9 protein-coding genes are annotated in these 18727 nt (G+C 57.6%); 6 read left to right on the forward strand and 3 right to left on the reverse strand.

What is annotated here, in order from left to right:
* Positions 1 to 397 precede the first annotated feature (397 nt).
* From FAES_RS26765 to FAES_RS26780, 4 genes are all read left to right on the forward strand, one after another.
* Entirely contained in the window at positions 398 to 1789 is a 1392-nt protein-coding gene (locus FAES_RS26765; RefSeq protein WP_015334337.1) for a Gfo/Idh/MocA family protein, read from the forward strand.
* A 189-nt stretch (positions 1790 to 1978) separates the two neighbouring features.
* Positions 1979 to 4957, forward strand: a complete 2979-nt coding sequence (locus tag FAES_RS26770) for a SusC/RagA family TonB-linked outer membrane protein (protein WP_015334338.1) — start codon at positions 1979 to 1981, stop codon at positions 4955 to 4957.
* 12 nt (positions 4958 to 4969) lie between these two features.
* Positions 4970 to 6421 (forward strand): RagB/SusD family nutrient uptake outer membrane protein, encoded by a 1452-nt coding sequence (locus FAES_RS26775; RefSeq protein WP_015334339.1) that lies wholly within the window; start codon positions 4970 to 4972, stop codon positions 6419 to 6421.
* 68 nt (positions 6422 to 6489) lie between these two features.
* A complete protein-coding gene (locus FAES_RS26780; RefSeq protein ID WP_015334340.1) occupies positions 6490 to 7797 on the forward strand; it encodes a DUF3472 domain-containing protein in 1308 nt (435 codons plus the stop codon).
* Positions 7798 to 7858: 61 nt separating this feature from the next.
* Here the strand turns inward: FAES_RS26780 and FAES_RS26785 are convergent, their stop codons facing one another.
* The 3 genes from FAES_RS26785 to FAES_RS26795 all read right to left on the reverse strand — a co-directional run bounded on the left by FAES_RS26785 (position 7859) and on the right by FAES_RS26795 (position 13902).
* A complete protein-coding gene (locus FAES_RS26785; protein ID WP_229364543.1) occupies positions 7859 to 9307 on the reverse strand; it encodes a glucoamylase family protein in 1449 nt (482 codons plus the stop codon).
* A 74-nt stretch (positions 9308 to 9381) separates the two neighbouring features.
* Entirely contained in the window at positions 9382 to 10911 is a 1530-nt protein-coding gene (locus FAES_RS26790; RefSeq protein WP_015334342.1) for a RagB/SusD family nutrient uptake outer membrane protein, read from the reverse strand.
* Between the two features lie 18 nt (positions 10912 to 10929).
* Complete coding sequence (locus FAES_RS26795; RefSeq protein ID WP_041259549.1) at positions 10930 to 13902, reverse strand: SusC/RagA family TonB-linked outer membrane protein; 2973 nt, start codon at positions 13900 to 13902, stop codon at positions 10930 to 10932.
* 161 nt (positions 13903 to 14063) lie between these two features.
* On the opposite strand from FAES_RS26795, the gene FAES_RS26800 reads away from it, so the two are divergent.
* The gene (locus FAES_RS26800) at positions 14064 to 16982 is read left to right on the forward strand and encodes a hypothetical protein (protein ID WP_041258432.1); all 2919 of its coding nucleotides are present in this window, start codon (positions 14064 to 14066) and stop codon (positions 16980 to 16982) included.
* 99 nt (positions 16983 to 17081) lie between these two features.
* The gene (locus FAES_RS26805) at positions 17082 to 18719 is read left to right on the forward strand and encodes a sodium/sugar symporter (RefSeq protein ID WP_015334345.1); all 1638 of its coding nucleotides are present in this window, start codon (positions 17082 to 17084) and stop codon (positions 18717 to 18719) included.
* The last annotated feature ends 8 nt before the right edge of the window (positions 18720 to 18727 follow it).

Below are 18727 nucleotides of genomic sequence, written 5' to 3' on the forward strand. Positions count from 1 at the left end.
AGCGATACCCATTGGCGCTGCAAAACCAGTGGCGCCATGAAATTGGCGAAGCTTTCTGCACTACGATGGATATAAGTTGTCTCAGGATCGCTGGGCCTTATCGATGCCTGCTTTGCTTAATGCCAAACGCTGGTCGCAAAGCACCGACTGAACGACAAGCCGATTCGTCTTCTTTCCTTTCGTCAATTGCCAGTAGGTACCGGTGATTTTTTTCGATTCTAGGCAAACGATTGCGCAGGCCAGTACAAACGGTTGCACACCCGGAAAGCCCGTTTTTTGTCCTTTTAACGAAAACATAATCCTTTACTTCCAATGCTGGCCTTAATAGGTTTAGGTATTCGTTCGGAGCGTTGATATCAACGAAACGATTATCCGACGCTCATAAACGCTGTTTTTGATGCGCCCAACAACTCGACGTACTTTCCTGAAAACCGCGGCTCTGAGCAGTGCCGCCCTGTCGCTGCAGCCCGCACTAGCCGCCTCGTCGCTGACGACAAACCACCCGCCCATGCTGGACAAGGTACGGCTGGCCTTCATAGGGGTTGGGTTGCGGGGGCGTAACCACCTGCAACAGGCGCTTTACCGGCCCGATGTGGAGATCACCGCACTTTGCGATGTGTCAGCCGACAGCATCGCCAGGGCCACTGCTCTGATTGAGAAAGCGGGGCGGAAGGCCCCGGCCACGTACACGAAAGGCGATGAGGCGTTCAGAGACATGCTCAAGCGCGACGACATCGATGGGGTGGTGATTGCTACGCCCTGGGAATGGCACGTGCCGATGGCCGTGGCGACCATGAAAGCCGGTAAATATGCCGGTGTCGAGGTGTCGGCTACAGTCACGCTCAAGGAGGCCTGGGATTTGGTCGATGCGTTTGAGAAAACGGGCGCCCACTGCATGCTGCTGGAAAACGTATGCTACCGGCGCGATGTCATGGCGATCCTGAACATGGTGCGGCAGGGTATGTTTGGCGAACTGACATACACCCACTGCGGCTACGAGCACGACCTGCGCAACATTAAATTCAATGATGGCAAATCCGTCTCGGGTGTTGGGGCTGAGTTTGGGAAGGGGGGCTTTTCTGAAGCAAGCTGGCGTACGCAGCACTCCGTGGATCGAAACGGCGACCTGTACCCGACGCATGGCCTTGGCCCGGTGGCCCACTGGCTCAACATCAACCGGGGCAACCAATTCGTCCGGCTGACCAGCATGGCGACCAAAAGTCGGGGCCTGCACAAGTACGTGGTCGATCACGGCGGAGCCGATCACCCTAACGCCAAGGTAAACTTCAAGCTGGGGGACGTGGTCACGACGATGGTGGAATGCGCCAACGGCGAGAACATTATGATCATCCACGATACCAACTCGCCCCGCCCCTACTCGCTGGGATTCCGGGCGCAGGGTACGCAGGGCATCTGGATGGATGACGGCGACCAGATTTACCTGGAAGCGGCAAATGGCAAACCGCTAAGCCCCAAGCCGCACACCTGGGAGCCCTTTGCTCCGTATCAGGAGAAATACGACCATCCGCTCTGGAAAGAACACGGCCAGAATGCCCAGAATGCGGGCCACGGGGGCATCGACTTTTTCGTGTTACGCGCCTTTATCGAATCGATTAAAAAGCAGGTAGCGCCCCCCATCGACGTCTACGATGCCGCTGCCTGGAGTGCCATCAGTCCGCTCTCGGAAGAGAGTATTGCCAAGGGCAGCAAGCCCATCGACATCCCCGATTTCACGCGAGGCAAGTGGAAGACAAACAAACCCATTTTCGGGCTTAACGCCGTGTACTAACCACCAATCAGCCACAGCATCACCTGGGCAGAGTCAGGCGCAAACTGACCCTGGTTGGAACCCCTATATCCGCTCCGTTGCCAGTACGCTTTACCCAACTCACCTACACGCGCTGCGGACCGCTTACCTCCGGACACCTCAACCCACTGACTGTAAATCATTTATCACCCTTTTAAGCTCTTCATCCATATGCACCAAACGTATCTACCGATTACACGCACCCTTAGTCAGGCGATTCGCTGGCTGTGGTTACTGGCACTGCTCGCTTCACCGCTGGGTATGTGGGCTCAGTCAGCCGTGACGGTTAGTGGCGTAGTCACTGACGTCGAAAATGGCCAGGGGCTCCCCGGCGTCAATGTGGTAGTCAAGGGGTCGCCGCGCGGCACCACAACCGATGGCAACGGACAGTATAAACTAGCCGTTGCTGACGCCAGTGCGGTGCTGGTCTTCAGTTCCGTTGGGTACGTGTCGCAGGAGGCGACCGTCGGGACGCAGACGAGCCTCAATATTCAGTTGGTCAGCGACAGCAAAAGCCTGAACGAAGTGGTCGTGTTGGGCTATACCACCACCACGCAGAAAAACCTGACGGGCGCGGCCCAGGCCGTTTCCGGCAAGGAACTCAAGGACGTGACGACCAACAACGTGCAGCAGATGCTCCAGGGAAAGGCTGCGGGGGTTTTCGTTGGCAACAGTTCCGGCGACCCGCGCGTCCCCCCCAAGATACTGATCCGGGGCGTGGGTACGTTGACGGCCAGTTCGGACCCGCTGTACGTGGTCGACGGGGTCATTGGCGGCATCCCGAACCCCAGCGACATTGAAACGCTGACGGTGCTGAAAGATGCCTCGGCAACGGCACTGTATGGGGCGCGGGCTTCTAACGGGGTCATTGTCGTGACCACCAAACGGGGAGCCCTGGGCAAAACCCAGTTTACGGCCCGGCTGAACAAAGGGCTGGGTTACCTGAGCCTGGGCAACTTCCGGTTGCTGAACGGGCAGGAACTGTATGATCTGCAAAAAGCGGTGTTTCAGCGCGACCGCCCAACGGGGGTCCTCACCGATTACCTGCCGACGCCCGACGCCAACGCCAACACGAACTGGTTTGATCTGGCCTTCCGGCCCGCCAGCAATACCCTCGCCGAACTGAGTGCGGCCGGTGGCAGCGACAAAACCCGCTTTTACCTCAGCACCAACTACTACCAGGAAAAGGGGATTCTGGACAAAACAGGGTTGGATCGGTTTGGCCTGCGGCTCAACTTTAATCACAACATCAGCGACAAGTTTCGGGTGGGCCTCAACACGGCCGCCACAGTCACGCGTGGCTTCGACAACAATGGCGGGGCGCTCTATGCCGCCTACACTTACCTGCCTTACGATGACCCGTATGCCAACGGATTGCCTTACAACCCGGTAACCGGCGAGAAAAAATGGTATGGCCGCGACAACGCCAACTTCATCTACAACCGGCAGTTCATTAATTTCAAGGAGAATACGCTCAATGGCGATGTGTTGCTGAAAGCCGAGTATGACCTCCTGCCCTGGCTCACGTTTACCACCTCCAACCGGGCGCAGGGCACAAACTATGCCTATGACAGTTACGAGGATATGCAGGGGCCATCAGCGGCCGACGTGATGGGTCGGCTATCGGGCTATAATGAGCGCAGTTATACGCTGCTTACCTCCGACCTGCTTCGCTTCAAGCATAATTTTGGCAATGGCCATACCCTCGACGGACTGGCCGGTTACGAGTACCAGACGTATTACTACGAATCGCTCTGGGCAACCGGTAAAGGCATTTATTCGGGGCTGGACATCCTGGATGCCACCTCGCAGCCGGAATCCATTGGCGGGTCAAAGACCGAAAACTCCTTCCAGTCGGGGCTGTTCCAGGCGAATTACGGCTACAAAGACAAATACCTGCTCACGACCTCGTTCCGCCGTGATGGCTCATCAAAGTTCGGGCGCAACAAGAAATACGGTAATTTCTACGCCGTTGGCCTAACCTGGCTGGCCTCCAACGAGGCGTTTCTGAGCAACAACGCCACCATCAATAACCTGAAAGTCCGGCTCAGCTACGGCACCACGGGCAACGCCGACGGGATCAACGATTACGCAGCCCAGGGGCTTTACAGCCTGACGGGGCAATATGCCGGCGTGCCCTCGGCTTATCCAACCCGGATCGAAAACCCGAATCTGTCGTGGGAGGTATCTAATAACGCCAACATCGGCGTCGATGCCACGCTGTGGAACCGCCTGACGGTTTCGGTCGACGTTTACAATCGCCTGACCAACAACCTACTCTTCAGCCGTCCGTTGCAGGGAACCAGCGGTTATTCGTCCATTACGGAAAACGTGGGGGCCGTTCGCAATCAGGGTCTTGAAGTTATCCTCTCGGCCGACATTCTTCAGAAAACGGCGCTGAAATGGCGCGCTGAAATCAACGCGGGCCTGAACCGGAACCAGGTAACGGCCCTTTACGGCGACCGGACATTCGTGGCCAACGGGCAGCGTCCCTACGCGCTCAACACGCCACTCAACAGTTGGTACATGCGCCGGTGGTCGGGCGTCGACCCGGCCAATGGTGATCCGCTCTGGCAGAAAATCAATCCGGACGGCACCGCCACCACCACCAACAACTACAACGAGGCGACGCTCCAGTTTATCGGTAACAATGCCAACCCGAAGCTGTTCGGCGGCATCCGGCAAATGCTGAGCTGGAAAGGCCTTGAGCTGAACGGGTTCTTTACCTACTCGGTGGGGGCAACGCTCTACAACGGGGCGCGTAACCTGTTCGATAATGACGGTGCCTACGACCGCTACAACCTGCTGGCCCTGCAACCTGGCTGGAGCCGCTGGGAGAAGCCCGGCGACGTGGCCACCCATCCCAAATACATTATCGGCGGCAACAAAAATGCCCAGCGCCCTTCCTCGCGTTTTCTCGAAAACGGCAACTACCTGCGCCTACGGAACGTGACGATCAGCTACGAATTACCCAAAGCGCTCGTCAGCCGGGCCAGGCTGGGTAGTGTTAGGCTGTCGGCATCGGGCGATAACCTGTTCACGCTCACGAAGTTTTCGGGCATCGACCCCGACGTTACCGAGACGGGTGACGTGGGGACGAAGTATCCTTTCAGCAAGAAATTCATCCTGGGCGTTCAACTCACTTTCTAAGCCACTGCACTCATGAAAACGGCTGTTTTCCGCTATACACTGCTGAGTCTGACCCTCCTGGCATCAGCCTGCAGCATCGATAAAGTCCCCTACAATGGCCTTCCTGAAAGCGCCATTCTGAACGACGTGCAGGGCCTGCGGGCCGCCACCGACGGGAATTACACGTTCATCAAGGATGAGGCCTACACGCGCAACCTGTACATCATGAACGAGTACCCGGGCGACAACGTCACCCTGAGCGGTACCACCACCGACCCCCTGTTTCTATCCTACACCTACCGCCACACGTCGGATCAGGGCAACACGGTGGCGATCTACCGGAAAGGCTACCAGATCATCGTTGGCTGCAACAAGGTCATCGGGGTAATCAAGGAAGATGCCTCCGCCGCCACCGACCAGCTGCTGGGCGAAAACCTGTTTCTGCGGGCCATGGTCCACTTCGATCTGGTTCGGTTGTTTGGCCGCCCTTACACCCAGAGCCCCGAATCGAACCTCGGGATCATTATTAAGACGGACACGCAACCCGATGATAACGGCAAGCGCGCTACGGTAAAAGACGTGTATGCGTTTATCGTGACCGATTTGCTGCGGGCCGCCAAACTGATGACCGAAGAGAAATCGAGCAACTACGCCAGTGCAGCGGTTGCCAATGCGCTGCTTTCGCGGGTGTATCTGTACATGAACGACAATGCCAACGCCATCAAATACGCGGATCTGGTGATTGCGAGCGGCCACTACACCCTAGCTACCCCAGGGCAGGTGCCCAATTTCTACGCCACCGACAATGAGGAGAATCCGGAGGTCATTTTCGCCATCAAACACACGCTGAAAGACGATCGGACCTGGAACTCCATTGGCTCTATGTATTATACCTCGCCGGGGGGCGTGGGCTGGGGCGAAGTGTATGCCTCGCAGGCCTACCAGGACCTGGTCAATAAATTTCCGAACGATAAACGCCGTACTTTTCTGGTCAGGAAGCTGACAGCGGCGGGCGTGCAGGAAAAGCGAAACGGCATCGACAAGGTCTATATCACCAAATTCTCCAACCAGGGCGGTTTACCCACGCTCAGTTCGCCCATCGTGCTTCGCCTGTCGGAGATGTACCTGAACCGCGCCGAAGCCTATGCCAAAACCGGCGAAACCGCCAAAGCCATTGCCGATGTCAACCTGATTCGGCAGCGGGCAGGCCTGACCGGCGCTGAACTTTACACCACAACTGACCTGAAAGGACTACCGACGGTACTCGACGTGGTGTTGCAGGAACGGCGCCTTGAACTGGCGTTTGAAGGCCACCGACCCTATGATCTGTTTCGCAACAACCTGAGTCTGGTTCGCAACTATCCGGGGTATCACAACACGACCAACGGACAGCAAACCGTGCCAGCTACCGATAAGCAGGTCGTCAACCTGATTCCCGAAACCGAGATCGTTCTTAACAAAAATCTGGTGCAGAACCCGCTGTAACCAGCCAATCCCGAGCGTCGGCAATAGAGTCCGTTGGGGCTGTTGCCGGCGCTCGTCGCCTACCGCCCATGTCGTTTCTAATCCGGACGTATCTACTAAGTGTGCTTCTCGCCAGCCAGCCAATGCTCTCCACGCCGCTCTTCCCAGCTGTGCCTGCCCCGACCGTTTTGCCAGTTCCTTTGGGTGGCAACAGCTGGGTAACGAGCTCGGCAGAAAACGAGCCTTCGATCACCCAGGAAGGCTTAACCAACTGGACCAGTCCGGCGAGCCGGGTAACTACCTACGTTCGGTTTGACCGGTCAGGTACGTTGGCCTTGTCGGCGATGCTGCGCGTTCCGGCGGGCAAGAGTCGGCTTCGGGTTACGCTGCTGGGGCAGGCCAAAGAGGTCGAGGTTGAGGGGCAGGCCTTCACCAGTCAGGCGCTGGGGCAGTGGATTATCCCGCAGGCAGGCTACGTACCCATCGTACTGGAGGGGATCAGCAAGACGGGGGCCGTCTATGCGGACGTTAGGGAGCTAGGTATCAGCGGCGAGGCCGTCGACGAACGTACCTGCTTCGTCCGCAACAACGAGGGTAATTTCTTCTACTGGGGGCGGCGGGGACCATCGGTGCATCTGCGCTACCCGATTCCAGGCGGCGTCGACGCCGAGTGGTTTTACAACGAAGTGACGGTGCCAAAAGGCAACGATGTCATTGGTTCCTACTTCATGGCCAACGGCTTCGGCGAAGGGTACTTCGGCATGCAGGTCAATTCCCCTACCGAACGCCGGATTCTGTTTTCGGTCTGGAGCCCCTTTCATACCGATGACCCCAGTAAAATTCCCGCCGACCAGAAAATTTTGCTCGCCCGAAAAGGTACCGACGTCACGACCAACGACTTCGGCAACGAGGGATCTGGCGGGCAGAGTTACCTGCGCTACAACTGGCAGGCCGGTCAGACCTACCAGTTCCTGTTGCACGGCCAGCCGATCGACGGCGGTTACACGCAGTATACGGCCTACTTCAAACCGACCAGCGAACCAACCTGGCGCCTCATCGCCAGTTTCAAACGCCCTAAAACCACCACGTACCTGAAATCCCTGTACTCCTTTCTGGAAAACTTTACGCCCGAAACTGGTAACCTTCAGCGCGAAGTCAATTTTGGTAACCAGTGGGTACGTGGTACCGACGGCCAGTGGCACGAGCTAACCAATGCCCAGTTTACGGCCGATAATACAGCCCGAAAAACCTACCGGATGGACTACGCAGGCGGCTTGCGGCAAAACCAATTTTTTCTCCGCAACTGCGGCTTCTTTTCGAGCTACACCCCCATCAGCACGTCCTTTTCGCGCCCACCCCAACGCAAGCCGCCGACCATCGATCTGGACAAACTGTGACTTACCCTCCCCCGGTTCAGCGGGCAGGACCTACGTCATTTCGGCCGGTTTCACCAGCGCCTTACTTCAGCCAGCCACCGGTGAAACCAGCGCGGGTCAGGCCCCGGCGAATGTGCGGGTTCCGCTTCATGAGCTTCCAGACGAAATCGGTGCGGGCGTTTTCGGCCATCAACAGAATCGGGCCCTGATCAATGCCGAGATAGTCGATATCGAACCAGCCAATGGTGGTGGGGCCGTTGGCAAAGGCCGACGGGTAGCGATACGTGGGGTTGAACGCATCGCGGAAGCCGTAGGGGCCGTATAACTGACTGCCGTATTTCGCTTTCATCGCCCGCAACGCAGGCAGGCAGATTTCCGGGGCGAACGGCATGGAGCCACCTGCTGCCGTGGGGGCTATGGTACCATCATCGACCACCTGCTGAACGGCTGCGCCACGGGCCCGGTATGAGAAAAACCGGCGGCCAGCCACGGTCGTGTCTTTGGGGCCGTCGCAGGCCGTCAGACCCCAGATGTTGGACCCATAATCCTGCCAGCCAGCGGGGTTGCTCAGGCAATAGGCCCGGTTGGCGTAGGTAGCCCGCCGCGAATTTTCGGCATAATCGAACCCCTTTGACTGCATGTAGCTGTCCCGAATCCCGCGAAAGTCGATCCAGACGTGTGAGTACTGGTGGCCAAACAGGGGGTCGAAATTGACGTGGGGTTTCTGCCCAAAAGGAGCGGCCCAGTCGTAGGTTTTCACCCAGGCGGGCCACACCTCAGGACCAACCGGATGGGTAGGTGAGCCGAGCGCCAGCACGTAGAGCAACATGGCCTCGTTGTAGCCTTTCCAGTCGTTGCTGATGAATCCTTTTTCGGGGTGCCAACCCATCGACACAAATGGCTTGTTGTGTTGAAACCAGGTCCAGTCGACACGCCCGTAGATCTGCTCGGCCAGTTTCCGGATCTCCGCCTCGACGGGCGTATTCCGGTCGAAATAGGTCTGGCTACTCAGGATGCCGCCCAGCAGCAGCGCCGTGTCAATGGTCGACAGTTCGACCTGTTTGAAGCGCTCGCCGGTTTTCATGTCCAGGAAATGGTAGAAGAACCCTTTGTAACCCGCCACGCCGGTGGGCTTGTCAGACTGGGGCGCCTGGGCAAAAAAACGGAGCGTCTGCCGGGTACGTTCGGCGGCCTGCTCCCGGGTAACGTACCCACGCTCGATACCAACCAAATAGGACGTGAGGCCAAAACCTACGGCGGCAATGCTGGAGAAAGCCGTTCTTGGTGCGCGGTCGGGAATCAGGCCATTGGCCGGGTTGGCCGTTTCCCAGAAATACCGAAAGGTGTCGCGCTGCAAACTATCCAGAAAGGCGTTGTCGCTGGCAGAAAACCTTGTTGGCGGTTTAGTCGTCGACAAGTGGGAAGTCGGAATGGCGATGTCGGCCGTAGCGGATTTTCCTGCGTTGAACTGATGACTCAGTGTAAGCAGCAGGGTGACCGGCAGGAGCAGTTTTGAAGCGTATTGTATCACTGTTTTTCGTAACGAATAAGCCGATGGTACTGGCTACGTCGAGCAGGCGTAGCCAGTGCCATCGGCAGGCTGAGTTAATATCCCGGATTCTGCGTCAGTGCGCCCCCGCTCAACTGAATCTGGTTCTGCGGGATAGGGAACACTTCGTTTTTACCCTTCGTGAACGTTTTACCATGCGCCGCGAAGGCCTGCACGGCCCGCCCGGCCTGCACGTCTTCCTGCCGGATCAGGTCGAAGAAGCGGTCATGCTCCATTGCCAGTTCCACGCGCCGTTCGTGCCACACCGCGGCCCGGTCGAGCGTTGTGAGCGCCGGCAGCCCGGCTCGGGTACGTAGCCGGTTGATGTCGGTGAGTGCCGCTGCATTCTGGCCTGTCGCCAGCGCTGCTTCGGCGTGAATCAGCAGCACCTCGCCCAGGCGCATGATCCGAAGGTTTTTGGGTAGCCGGTCATTATTGCCGCAGTTCCGTTCGGCCGTGCGGCTGTGGTACGCCTTATAATTGTAGCGGTCATTTTCGACCGAATCACGACTTGGCACCCGGAAGCCATCCCACAGGACCGTACCGCGCGGGGCGGGATTAATAAAGATAATGGTGGCCGCCCGGCGCTGATCGTTTGCTTCGTACTCATCGACCAGACTCTGAGAAGGCGTACCAAACCCGAAGCCCAGATCGGACCAGCCTCGTTTACCACCCGCCCGTGGCCCCTGGCAAACGACATACAGGTTGATGGCCGCGTTACACGACAGATTGATCCCAGTCTGCACCTCAAACAGCGACTCCACACTGTTGGCCCCGGTTTCGCGCCAGATGTTGGCGTAGTTGGGCAACAGGTCGTAGCTGCCAACCTGGTTTTTCACGATCGAATCAGACAGCGTGTAGGCCTGCTGCCAGTTTTTCTGGTACAGATACACTTTAGCCAGCATCGCCATTGCCGCTGCTTTGGTGGCCCGGCCCGTCTGCGTTTGCCCTTTTATCGGCAACACGTTGGCCGCATACCGCAAGTCCCGCACAATCAGGTCGTACACCTGCTCGCGGGTGGCGCGCTTCTGCAAATCGGTATTGTTCACCTGATCAACCGCCGGAATGGCATCGAGCAGCGGAACACCACCGAAAAACCGAACGAGGTTGAAGTAAAAATAAGCCCGCAGGAAACGGACCTCCCCTTCTAACTGACGCCGTACCGTCGGCTCGGCTGCGCTGAGCGGAATGAGCGCCAGCGCCTGGTTGGCTTTAGCGATAGACCGAAAATAAGCCGACCACAGGTTGTTGAGATTGCCCACGCCCGCCGTTGGGTTCAGGTTGTCAAGCGTACCAAACGTATTGGCGCCATCGGCGGCCGAGCTGCCTTTGTCAGCGTCATCGGACGCGATGTTGGTCATGCCGACGAAGTCAAAGCCGTGCATGCTTTCTTCCCAGAGGCTGTTATACACGCCCGTGACCAGGTTCTGGGCCGCTGCCGGGTCATTCCGCACCGCGTCTTCACCAATCAGGCCCTGAGGCGGCGTGGTCAGGAAATCATTACAAGCGGCCAGCCCCAGCACAAACAGGGCCATCAGCAGCGAGAGTCGAATCGGAGATTTTACCGAAGATTTAATAGACGTCATGGTCGTAAGGTCGTTTGATTAGAAGCCTACGTTCAACCCAACAGCGAAGGTGCGGGTGGTTGGATAGGAGGTCAATTCGATACCAGAGTCGAGCGGCCCGCCGGGGAGTTCGGGCGAGAAACCGCTGAATTTCTGAAGTGTAAACAGGTTTTGCGAGGTCACGTAGAGGCGGGCGGTCCGCAACCGCACTTTTTCGCGCCACGCGGTCGGGATTGTGTACCCGAGCGTGAGGTTATTCAGCCGAACAAAGGAACCCGATTCCACAAAGTAGGTAGAGGCGGGCGTGGCCGACGTAATCAGGCGCGGATCGGTCTGCGAAGGGCGGGTAGGCAGCCAGCGCGCCTCGGCATAGGCCGCTTCGATGTTGTCCGTGTTTTCAAAACGGAACGCCTTTTTACCATTGTACACCTGGTTCCCCGCGTTGCCATACACGTCAGCCGTGAGGTCAAACCCTTTGTAGGTCAACGCCAGGTTGATGCCGTAGTAGAGCTTGGGCTGATACGACCCGGCGTAGATCCGGTCATCGGTATTAATGACCCCATCGTTGTTTACGTCCTGGTATTTCAGATCACCCGGCCGCACGTTGGCGCGTGTACCAAATACCGGCGACCCGTCGATTTCGGCCTGATTCTGGAAAACGCCGATGGCATTCAGCACGTAGAAACTACCCACCGGCTGACCGTTGTCGCTACGAGTTGTAAAGCCCTGCTGCCCAACCCCTCCGGCCAGCAGTGCCTGCCCACCGTTGAGCCCAACCAGTTGGTTCCGGTTCAGCGTCAGGTTACCGCCGATGCTATAGCCCAGGCCGCTTTTGGTCGTTTCTTTCCAGTTCAGCACAAACTCGAAGCCGCTGTTTCGGAACGAGGCGATGTTGGTCAGAAACTGGTTATCCGGGTCGCCGAAAATAGCCGGAATGATCCGGAACGCCAGTGCATCGCGGGTCGTCTTGTTGTAATAGTCGATCTCACCCGTCAGGCGGTTATCGGCCAGGGCAAACTCCAAACCCACGTCGACCTGCTGCGTCCGCTCCCACTTCAGTTGCTGATCTTTGATGTCCTGAATCGCGTTGCCGAGGGTCAGGCCATTGTTGAAAAAGTACGGAATATTCACATTGGCCGTCAGGATGTAGGCATTGCTGGCGATGTTGTCGTTGCCCAGAATACCCCAGCTCCCCCGCAGTTTCAGGAAGTTGACCAGCGACTGCGTTTTCAGGAAGCTTTCATCAGAAATAACCCAGCCGAGACCCACTGTCGGGAAGAAGCCCCAGCGTTCGCGGAACTTGGAACTGCCATCGGCCCGCAGTGAGGCATTGAACAGGTAGCGATTGGCAAACCCATACGTCGCGCGCGTCACGAACGACTGCCGGGTCTGGAGGTCGCCGCCGCTGTTGTTAGACAGCTGCTGGTCGGGATTACCCAAGCCTAGATACCACTGGTTGGGGTCGTTCGGGATGTTGATGCGGGAACCGGTGATGAAGTTAGACGTAAACCGCTCCGTAACGGCCCCCAGTAGGAATGTGACGTCGCTTCTGCCGAACGTCTTGTCAAACGTAGCGGTGTTGTCGATGATATACCGCTGCGACTGGCTGTTGTCGAGCGTAAGCTGACTATTCTGCTGACGCTGGTTGCCACCCGCCGTAATGAACGTAGCCGCATCGTTCTGAAAAGCCCGCAGGTACGTTCGGTTGTTGTTGAAAATCAGGTCCGTATTGAAGGCCGAACGGAGCGTGATCCACTCGGCAGGTTTGTAGCTGAGGGCCAGATTGCCCTGCAACCGGCTGTTGATGATCCGGTTGTCGCGGGCGTCGAGGCTGAGCAGCGGGTTGCCCACGTTGCCGAAGGCCGAGAGGTTCCCGTATTTAGTATCGACCAGTGCCGGTACGATGGGCGCCGCCCGGTAGAGACTTTGATAGACCCCGTCGAGGTTGACGGCGCGTTCGTTACCACGAGCAAACGAAATCTGATTGCTGAACGTCAGTTTATCGTTGATCTTGACCTCATTATTGGCCCGCAGGGTCAACCGTTGAAAGTCGTTCGTGTTGACTACGCCCTGATCCGAGAAAAAGCCCGCGCTGATAAAAAACGTGTTGCGTTCGCCCCCGCCCGAAATAGACAGGTTGTGGTTCGATTGGGGAGCCCTCCGTAGCGCATAGTCGTACCAGTTGGTCGTTCCTGTCGACGTGAGCGGCGGATTATTGACGTTCACATTGGGAGCGGCATCGGTCAGGTAGCTGATGTACTGATCGCGGTTGGCCATTGGAATCAGGTTGGCGGCCTGCCGCACGCTGAAGTTGGCGTCGTACTGGACCTGTGTAGCCCCCGATTTGCCCCGGCGTGTGGTTACGATCACGACGCCGTTGGCCGCCCGAACGCCGTAGATCGCCGCCGAGGCATCCTTCAGCACTTCAATGCTAAGAATGTCGTTGTTGCTGATGTTACGGATATCGTCGGTGAGCACCCCGTCGACGACGTACAGCGGGCTGACGCCCGCCAGAGCCGACCCGACTCCCCGTACCCGAATCTGCGGCTGCTCGTTGGGCCGCCCCGAGGCGATAATCTGCACCCCGGCCAGCTTACTCTGGAGGGCTTGCGTGGGCGTCTGGACGGGGTACTTAATAATTTCCTCGCCTTTTAGCTGCGCCACGGACCCCGTCAGGTCGCGTTTCCGTTGGGTCCCGTAACCCACTACCACGACTTCGTTGAGAGCCTGGGCATCGTCCGCCATAACGACATTGACCTCCGTCTGGCCGTTGACCGGCACTTCCTGTGCGGTATACCCTATGCTGGAGAAGACAAGGGTAGCGTTGGCGTCGACCTGGATCGTGTAGGCCCCTGACGCGTCGGTGGTTGTGCCCTGAGACGTCCCTTTGACCTGTACGGTGGCACCGGGTAACCCGGCCTTCGTTGCCTGGTCGGTGACCCGGCCGGTGATTCGATTTCCCGCCGTCTGCGCATAGACGGTTACGCTTAGCAGCCCCCAGCAAAAAGCCATCAGGAGGCGAAAACGAACACCAGTCAACTGGCTAGTAAATTGGTTTACCATATTCATGTGAATGACAACAATTTTCCTATAATTAATTGCACAAAAGTAGGCTGTCAGAATACACCTCATCAGTAAAGAGGTACATCAAAACCTCATCATACCGCCGATATTTGCCGGGAAATAGCCTTTTTCAGTACATCAACATCGAGTTCAACGTGATTCCGTCTCCTCAACACCAGCAGTGGCTACCCAGCCAGACAACGTACCTGCTACGGTGGTTACTCGGGTTATTGCTCGTCAGCCATACCGGTGTTGGACAAGATGCCTACCAGTTCTGCCAGCCCGACATTATCAATTACACCCGCCAGCAGTATGGGGCCCATAAACACAATTGGAGCATTGCCCAGAGCCCCCGTACCCGATTTATGTATCTGGCCAATTCGAGGGGCCTGCTGGAATACGATGGGAGTACGTGGCGGGTGTACGAACTTCCCAAGAAGCAGCGGGTACGGTCGGTGGCAGTCGACGAAACAGGTCGAATCTTTACGGGAGCGCTGGGCGAATTCGGCTATTGGGCACCCGGCCCCAGCGGCGAGTTGACGTATAAGTCACTGGCCCCGCTGATCAGAGACCCGGCGTTTCGGAACGAAGAAATCTGGCACGTGCTGGTGACCCCACGGGGCATCCTCTTCCAGTCCTTTGCGTACATGTTTCGGTATTGGCAGGGGCGGGTCGAGGCGATTCCTACGCCCGGCAATGTATTGTTCGTGCGGGCGGTGCGGAATCGGTTACTGGTGGAGGTCATTGATAAAGGCCTGTATGAACTGCGGGGCAAGACGTTCACCCTGATACCGGGTAGCGAATTTCTGGGGCGCGAAACCGTCAACACGCTGTTACCGCTTGGCAAAACGGAACTGCTCGTTGGGACTGAGCGGGCACTCTACCGGTACGATGGGCGCCGCTTTCGGCCCTTCAACGCCCAACTCAATGCGTTCATCCAGCAGAACCGGCTTAACCGGGGCATCCAGTTGGGCGCGGACGGATACGCCTTCGGTACCTTGCTGAACGGGGTGTTGATTACCACCTCCGACGGGCGCATCCGGTATCTGTTCAATCAGCAAACGGGCCTGCAAAACAACACGGTGCTGGCCCTCTGGCAGGATGCCAACCGCGACCTGTGGGTGGGCATGGACCAAGGCGCCGACCTGATTCACCTCAGCTCGCCTATCCGCTACTTCACCGATAGCGACGGTGACCTGGGTACGTTCTTTGATCTGGCCCGCCATCAGGGAAACCTGTATCTGGGCACGAATCAGGGCGTTTATTACAAGCCACTAGCCCAACCCGAGTTGCCGTTTCGACTGATTACGGGCACCCAGGGGCAGGTCTGGCAACTGAGCGTACAGGATGGCCAACTCCTGTGCGGGCACAATCGGGGTACGTTCCTGATCGATGGAACGACGGCCCGGCTCCTGTGCCCCATCACGGGCGGCTGGGCGCTTCGCCGACTGGCCAAACACCCCGACCGGTTGCTTCAGGCGACGTATACCAAACTCTGCGTGTACCAGAAAGACAAGCGGGGCCAGTGGGTCTTCGCCCATACAGTGGATGGGTTTTCGGCACCGGTACGGCAATTGGAAGAAGACGAGACCGGGGCTATCTGGCTCAACAAAGCGCCCAGTCAGGGCATTCAGCGCCTGTACCTCTCGCCCGACCTGAAGCGCGTGGTGAAAAGCACCAGCTACGACTCACCCGCTTTTCAGACCACCACGGCGAACCTCGCCCAACTGGCAGGGCGCATTGTGGTGACGGCCGCGCCCATTGCGCAGGTTTTCGACCCAACGCGGCAGCAGTTCAGCCCGGCGCCGCTGCGTTTCCCGTTTCTGAAACCGGGGGTTCAGAAGCTCTTCCAACTAGCGGGCTCCGAACTGCTTCTGCTGCATCAGGATGGGCGGTTGCAGCATGTTCAGGCGGGGCAGACAACCGCGCATGATATTCCGGTGCGCACCAATCGGTGGGTCGAAGAAGACGAAACGCTGGTCGACTTGGACACCAATTACCTGGGCCTCTGTCGTGAAAATGGCTTTGCGCTAATCCCCCGTCGTGGATTGAGCCAGTTACAGCAAACGGCCACGCCACCACCGCTGATCCGCAGCGTTACGACCCTCGACACGCCCGCTGTGCAGCATACCTTCCAGGCTCCGCAACGCCCCGACGCCGCCTTGTCGTTTTCGCACAAGCAGGCCAATCTCCTCGTCACGTTCTGCACGCCCGCCTTCACGCAGCCGGTGCAATACAGCTACTGGCTGGAAAACAACATGAGCAGTTGGTCGCCTTACCAGCCCATCCAGCAAAAAGAATTCAACAACCTGCCTGCGGGCCAGTACGTGTTGCATCTACGCGCCAACGGCAGCCCCACGGAAAGCACCCTCGCCTTTGAGATTCGCCCACCCTGGTATTGGTCGGTCTGGAGCAAGCTGGGCTATCTATTGCTGGGAGTTGGCGCGCTCACCCTCTCCTACCGGCTGCATCTGCGCCGCGTGGCCACCAAACAACAGCAATTGCGCACCGAACTCGAAGCCCGGCTCCGCCAGCAGGAAGAGGCCAGTCAGCGGGAGATTATTCTGTTGCAGAAAGAGCAACTGGAGCAAGGCCTGATTCAGAAATCGGAAGAACTGGCCAATTCAACAATGACCCTGATTCGGAAGAACGAACTGCTGATGCAGTTGAAGGACGAGCTTAATCAGGTCAGGAATCAGGTGAACGGGCGCGGCACGGGCGAGCATTTTCAGCACATCAACCGGCTGATCGACCAGAACATTTCCAGCGAGCAGGATTGGGCGCTGTTCGAAGCCAATTTCAACAAAGTACACGAGCAGTTTCTGAAGCGGCTGATCGACCAGTACCCCGACCTGGGACAGGGCGACATGAAACTGGCCGCTTACCTACGCATGAACCTGTCGACGAAAGAAATTGCCCAGCTGCTTAACATAACGCCCCGCAGTGTCGAGTTGAAACGATACCGCCTTCGCAAAAAACTGAACCTCGACGCGCAGGCCAACCTGAGCGAATTTATGATCAAGTACTGAGTCGTTACAAGCTCATTGTCTGGCGCTTAACAGGCAAACGGGTACAGAAGTGGGGGCCTCGTCTTTTGGTAGCACCTAAAACCTAAACGCCTGCCTTTCATGAACCACCTCGCTACCGCCGATTACGCGGTTTTCCTGACCTACTTTGTCCTTGTCGTTGGTTACGGCTACTGGATTTACCGCTCGAAGCAGTCGGGCGAAACCAATACCAAAGATTTTTTTCTGGCCGAAGGGTCACTGACGTGGTGGGCCATTGGCGCTTCGCTCATTGCCTCCAACATCTCAGCCGAGCACTTCATCGGCATGGCCGGGTCGGGTTTCGCGATGGGGCTGGCCATTTCGTCGTATGAATGGATTGCGGCGGCGACGCTGGTAATCGTGGCGGCGTTTTTTATTCCCATCTACCTCAAAAATAACATCTCGACCATGCCCCAGTTTCTGGCGCAGCGGTATTCCGACACCGTCAGCACCATTCTGGCCATTTTCTGGCTAGTGGTCTACGTGCTTGTCAACCTCACGTCGATTCTGTATCTGGGGGCTATCGCCATCGAGTCGCTGGCGGGGATCTCGTTTACTACCTGCACCATCGGGCTGGCCATTTTTGCCATTTTTATTACCCTGGGCGGCATGAACGTCATTGGCTATACCGATGTGATCCAGGTGGTGGTGCTCATCTTTGGCGGGCTGGTGGTCACGTACCTGGCGCTGCAACTGGTGGCCGACAAATCGGGCGTCGAGGGCGTCTGGAACGGGCTGGCCACCCTCCGCACCCGCGCCGACGACCATTTCCATATGTTCTTCGCCGAAGGGCATCCGCATTACAACGCCCTGCCGGGTATGTCGCTGGTGTTGGGCGGGATGTGGATCAACAATCTCTATTACTGGGGCTGTAACCAGTACATCGTGCAACGGGCGCTGGGTGCCGATCTGCCCACGGCCCGAAACGGTATTCTGTTCGCGGCGTTCCTGAAGCTGCTCATCCCGCTGATCGTGGTCATTCCCGGCATCGCGGCCTTCGTCCTGTATCAGGAGGGCACCTTCGCCGCCGCCATGACCGATGCCAACGGCAACGTCAAACCCGACCATGCGTATCCGGTGCTGATGAACCTGCTGCCTACGGGCATGAAAGGGTTGGCCTTCGCCGCGCTCACCGCCGCCGTGGTGGCCTCGCTGGCAGGCAAGTGCAACAGCATTTCCACCATTTTCACGCTCGACATCTACCGGAAGTTCGTTGACAAAGACGCGTCAGAGCAGAAGCTGGTGCGGGTAGGGCGCTGGGCTGTGGTGGTCTCCTTCGTTGTGGCCATCCTCATCGCGCCCATGCTGCGGTCGTTCGATCAGGTATATCAGTACATCCAGGAATACACCAATTTTCTCACCCCCGGCGTGTTTGCCATTTTTGCGCTGGGCTTTTTCTGGAAACGCGCCACCAACCGTGCCGCCCTCACGGTCGCCATCCTGACGATCCCGCTCTCGATTCTATTCAAATTCTGGCCAGCCATCAGCGAATTGGTTGGCGAGCGGGCCGCCGAGATTCCCTTTCTTCACCGCACTACCTGGGTTTTCTGCATCGATATGGTGCTGATGGTCGTGGTATCGCTCACCGATCCGACTAGCGAGGGCAACCCCAAAGGACTGGCTATCGACAAAGCCATGTTTCGGGTATCGCGGTCGTTTCTGGCCGGATCGGCGGCAATCGCGGTGGTGCTTATTACCTTATATACCTTGTTCTGGTAGCAACGTAC

This window comes from Fibrella aestuarina BUZ 2 (genome assembly GCF_000331105.1).
Classification (GTDB): domain Bacteria; phylum Bacteroidota; class Bacteroidia; order Cytophagales; family Spirosomataceae; genus Fibrella; species Fibrella aestuarina.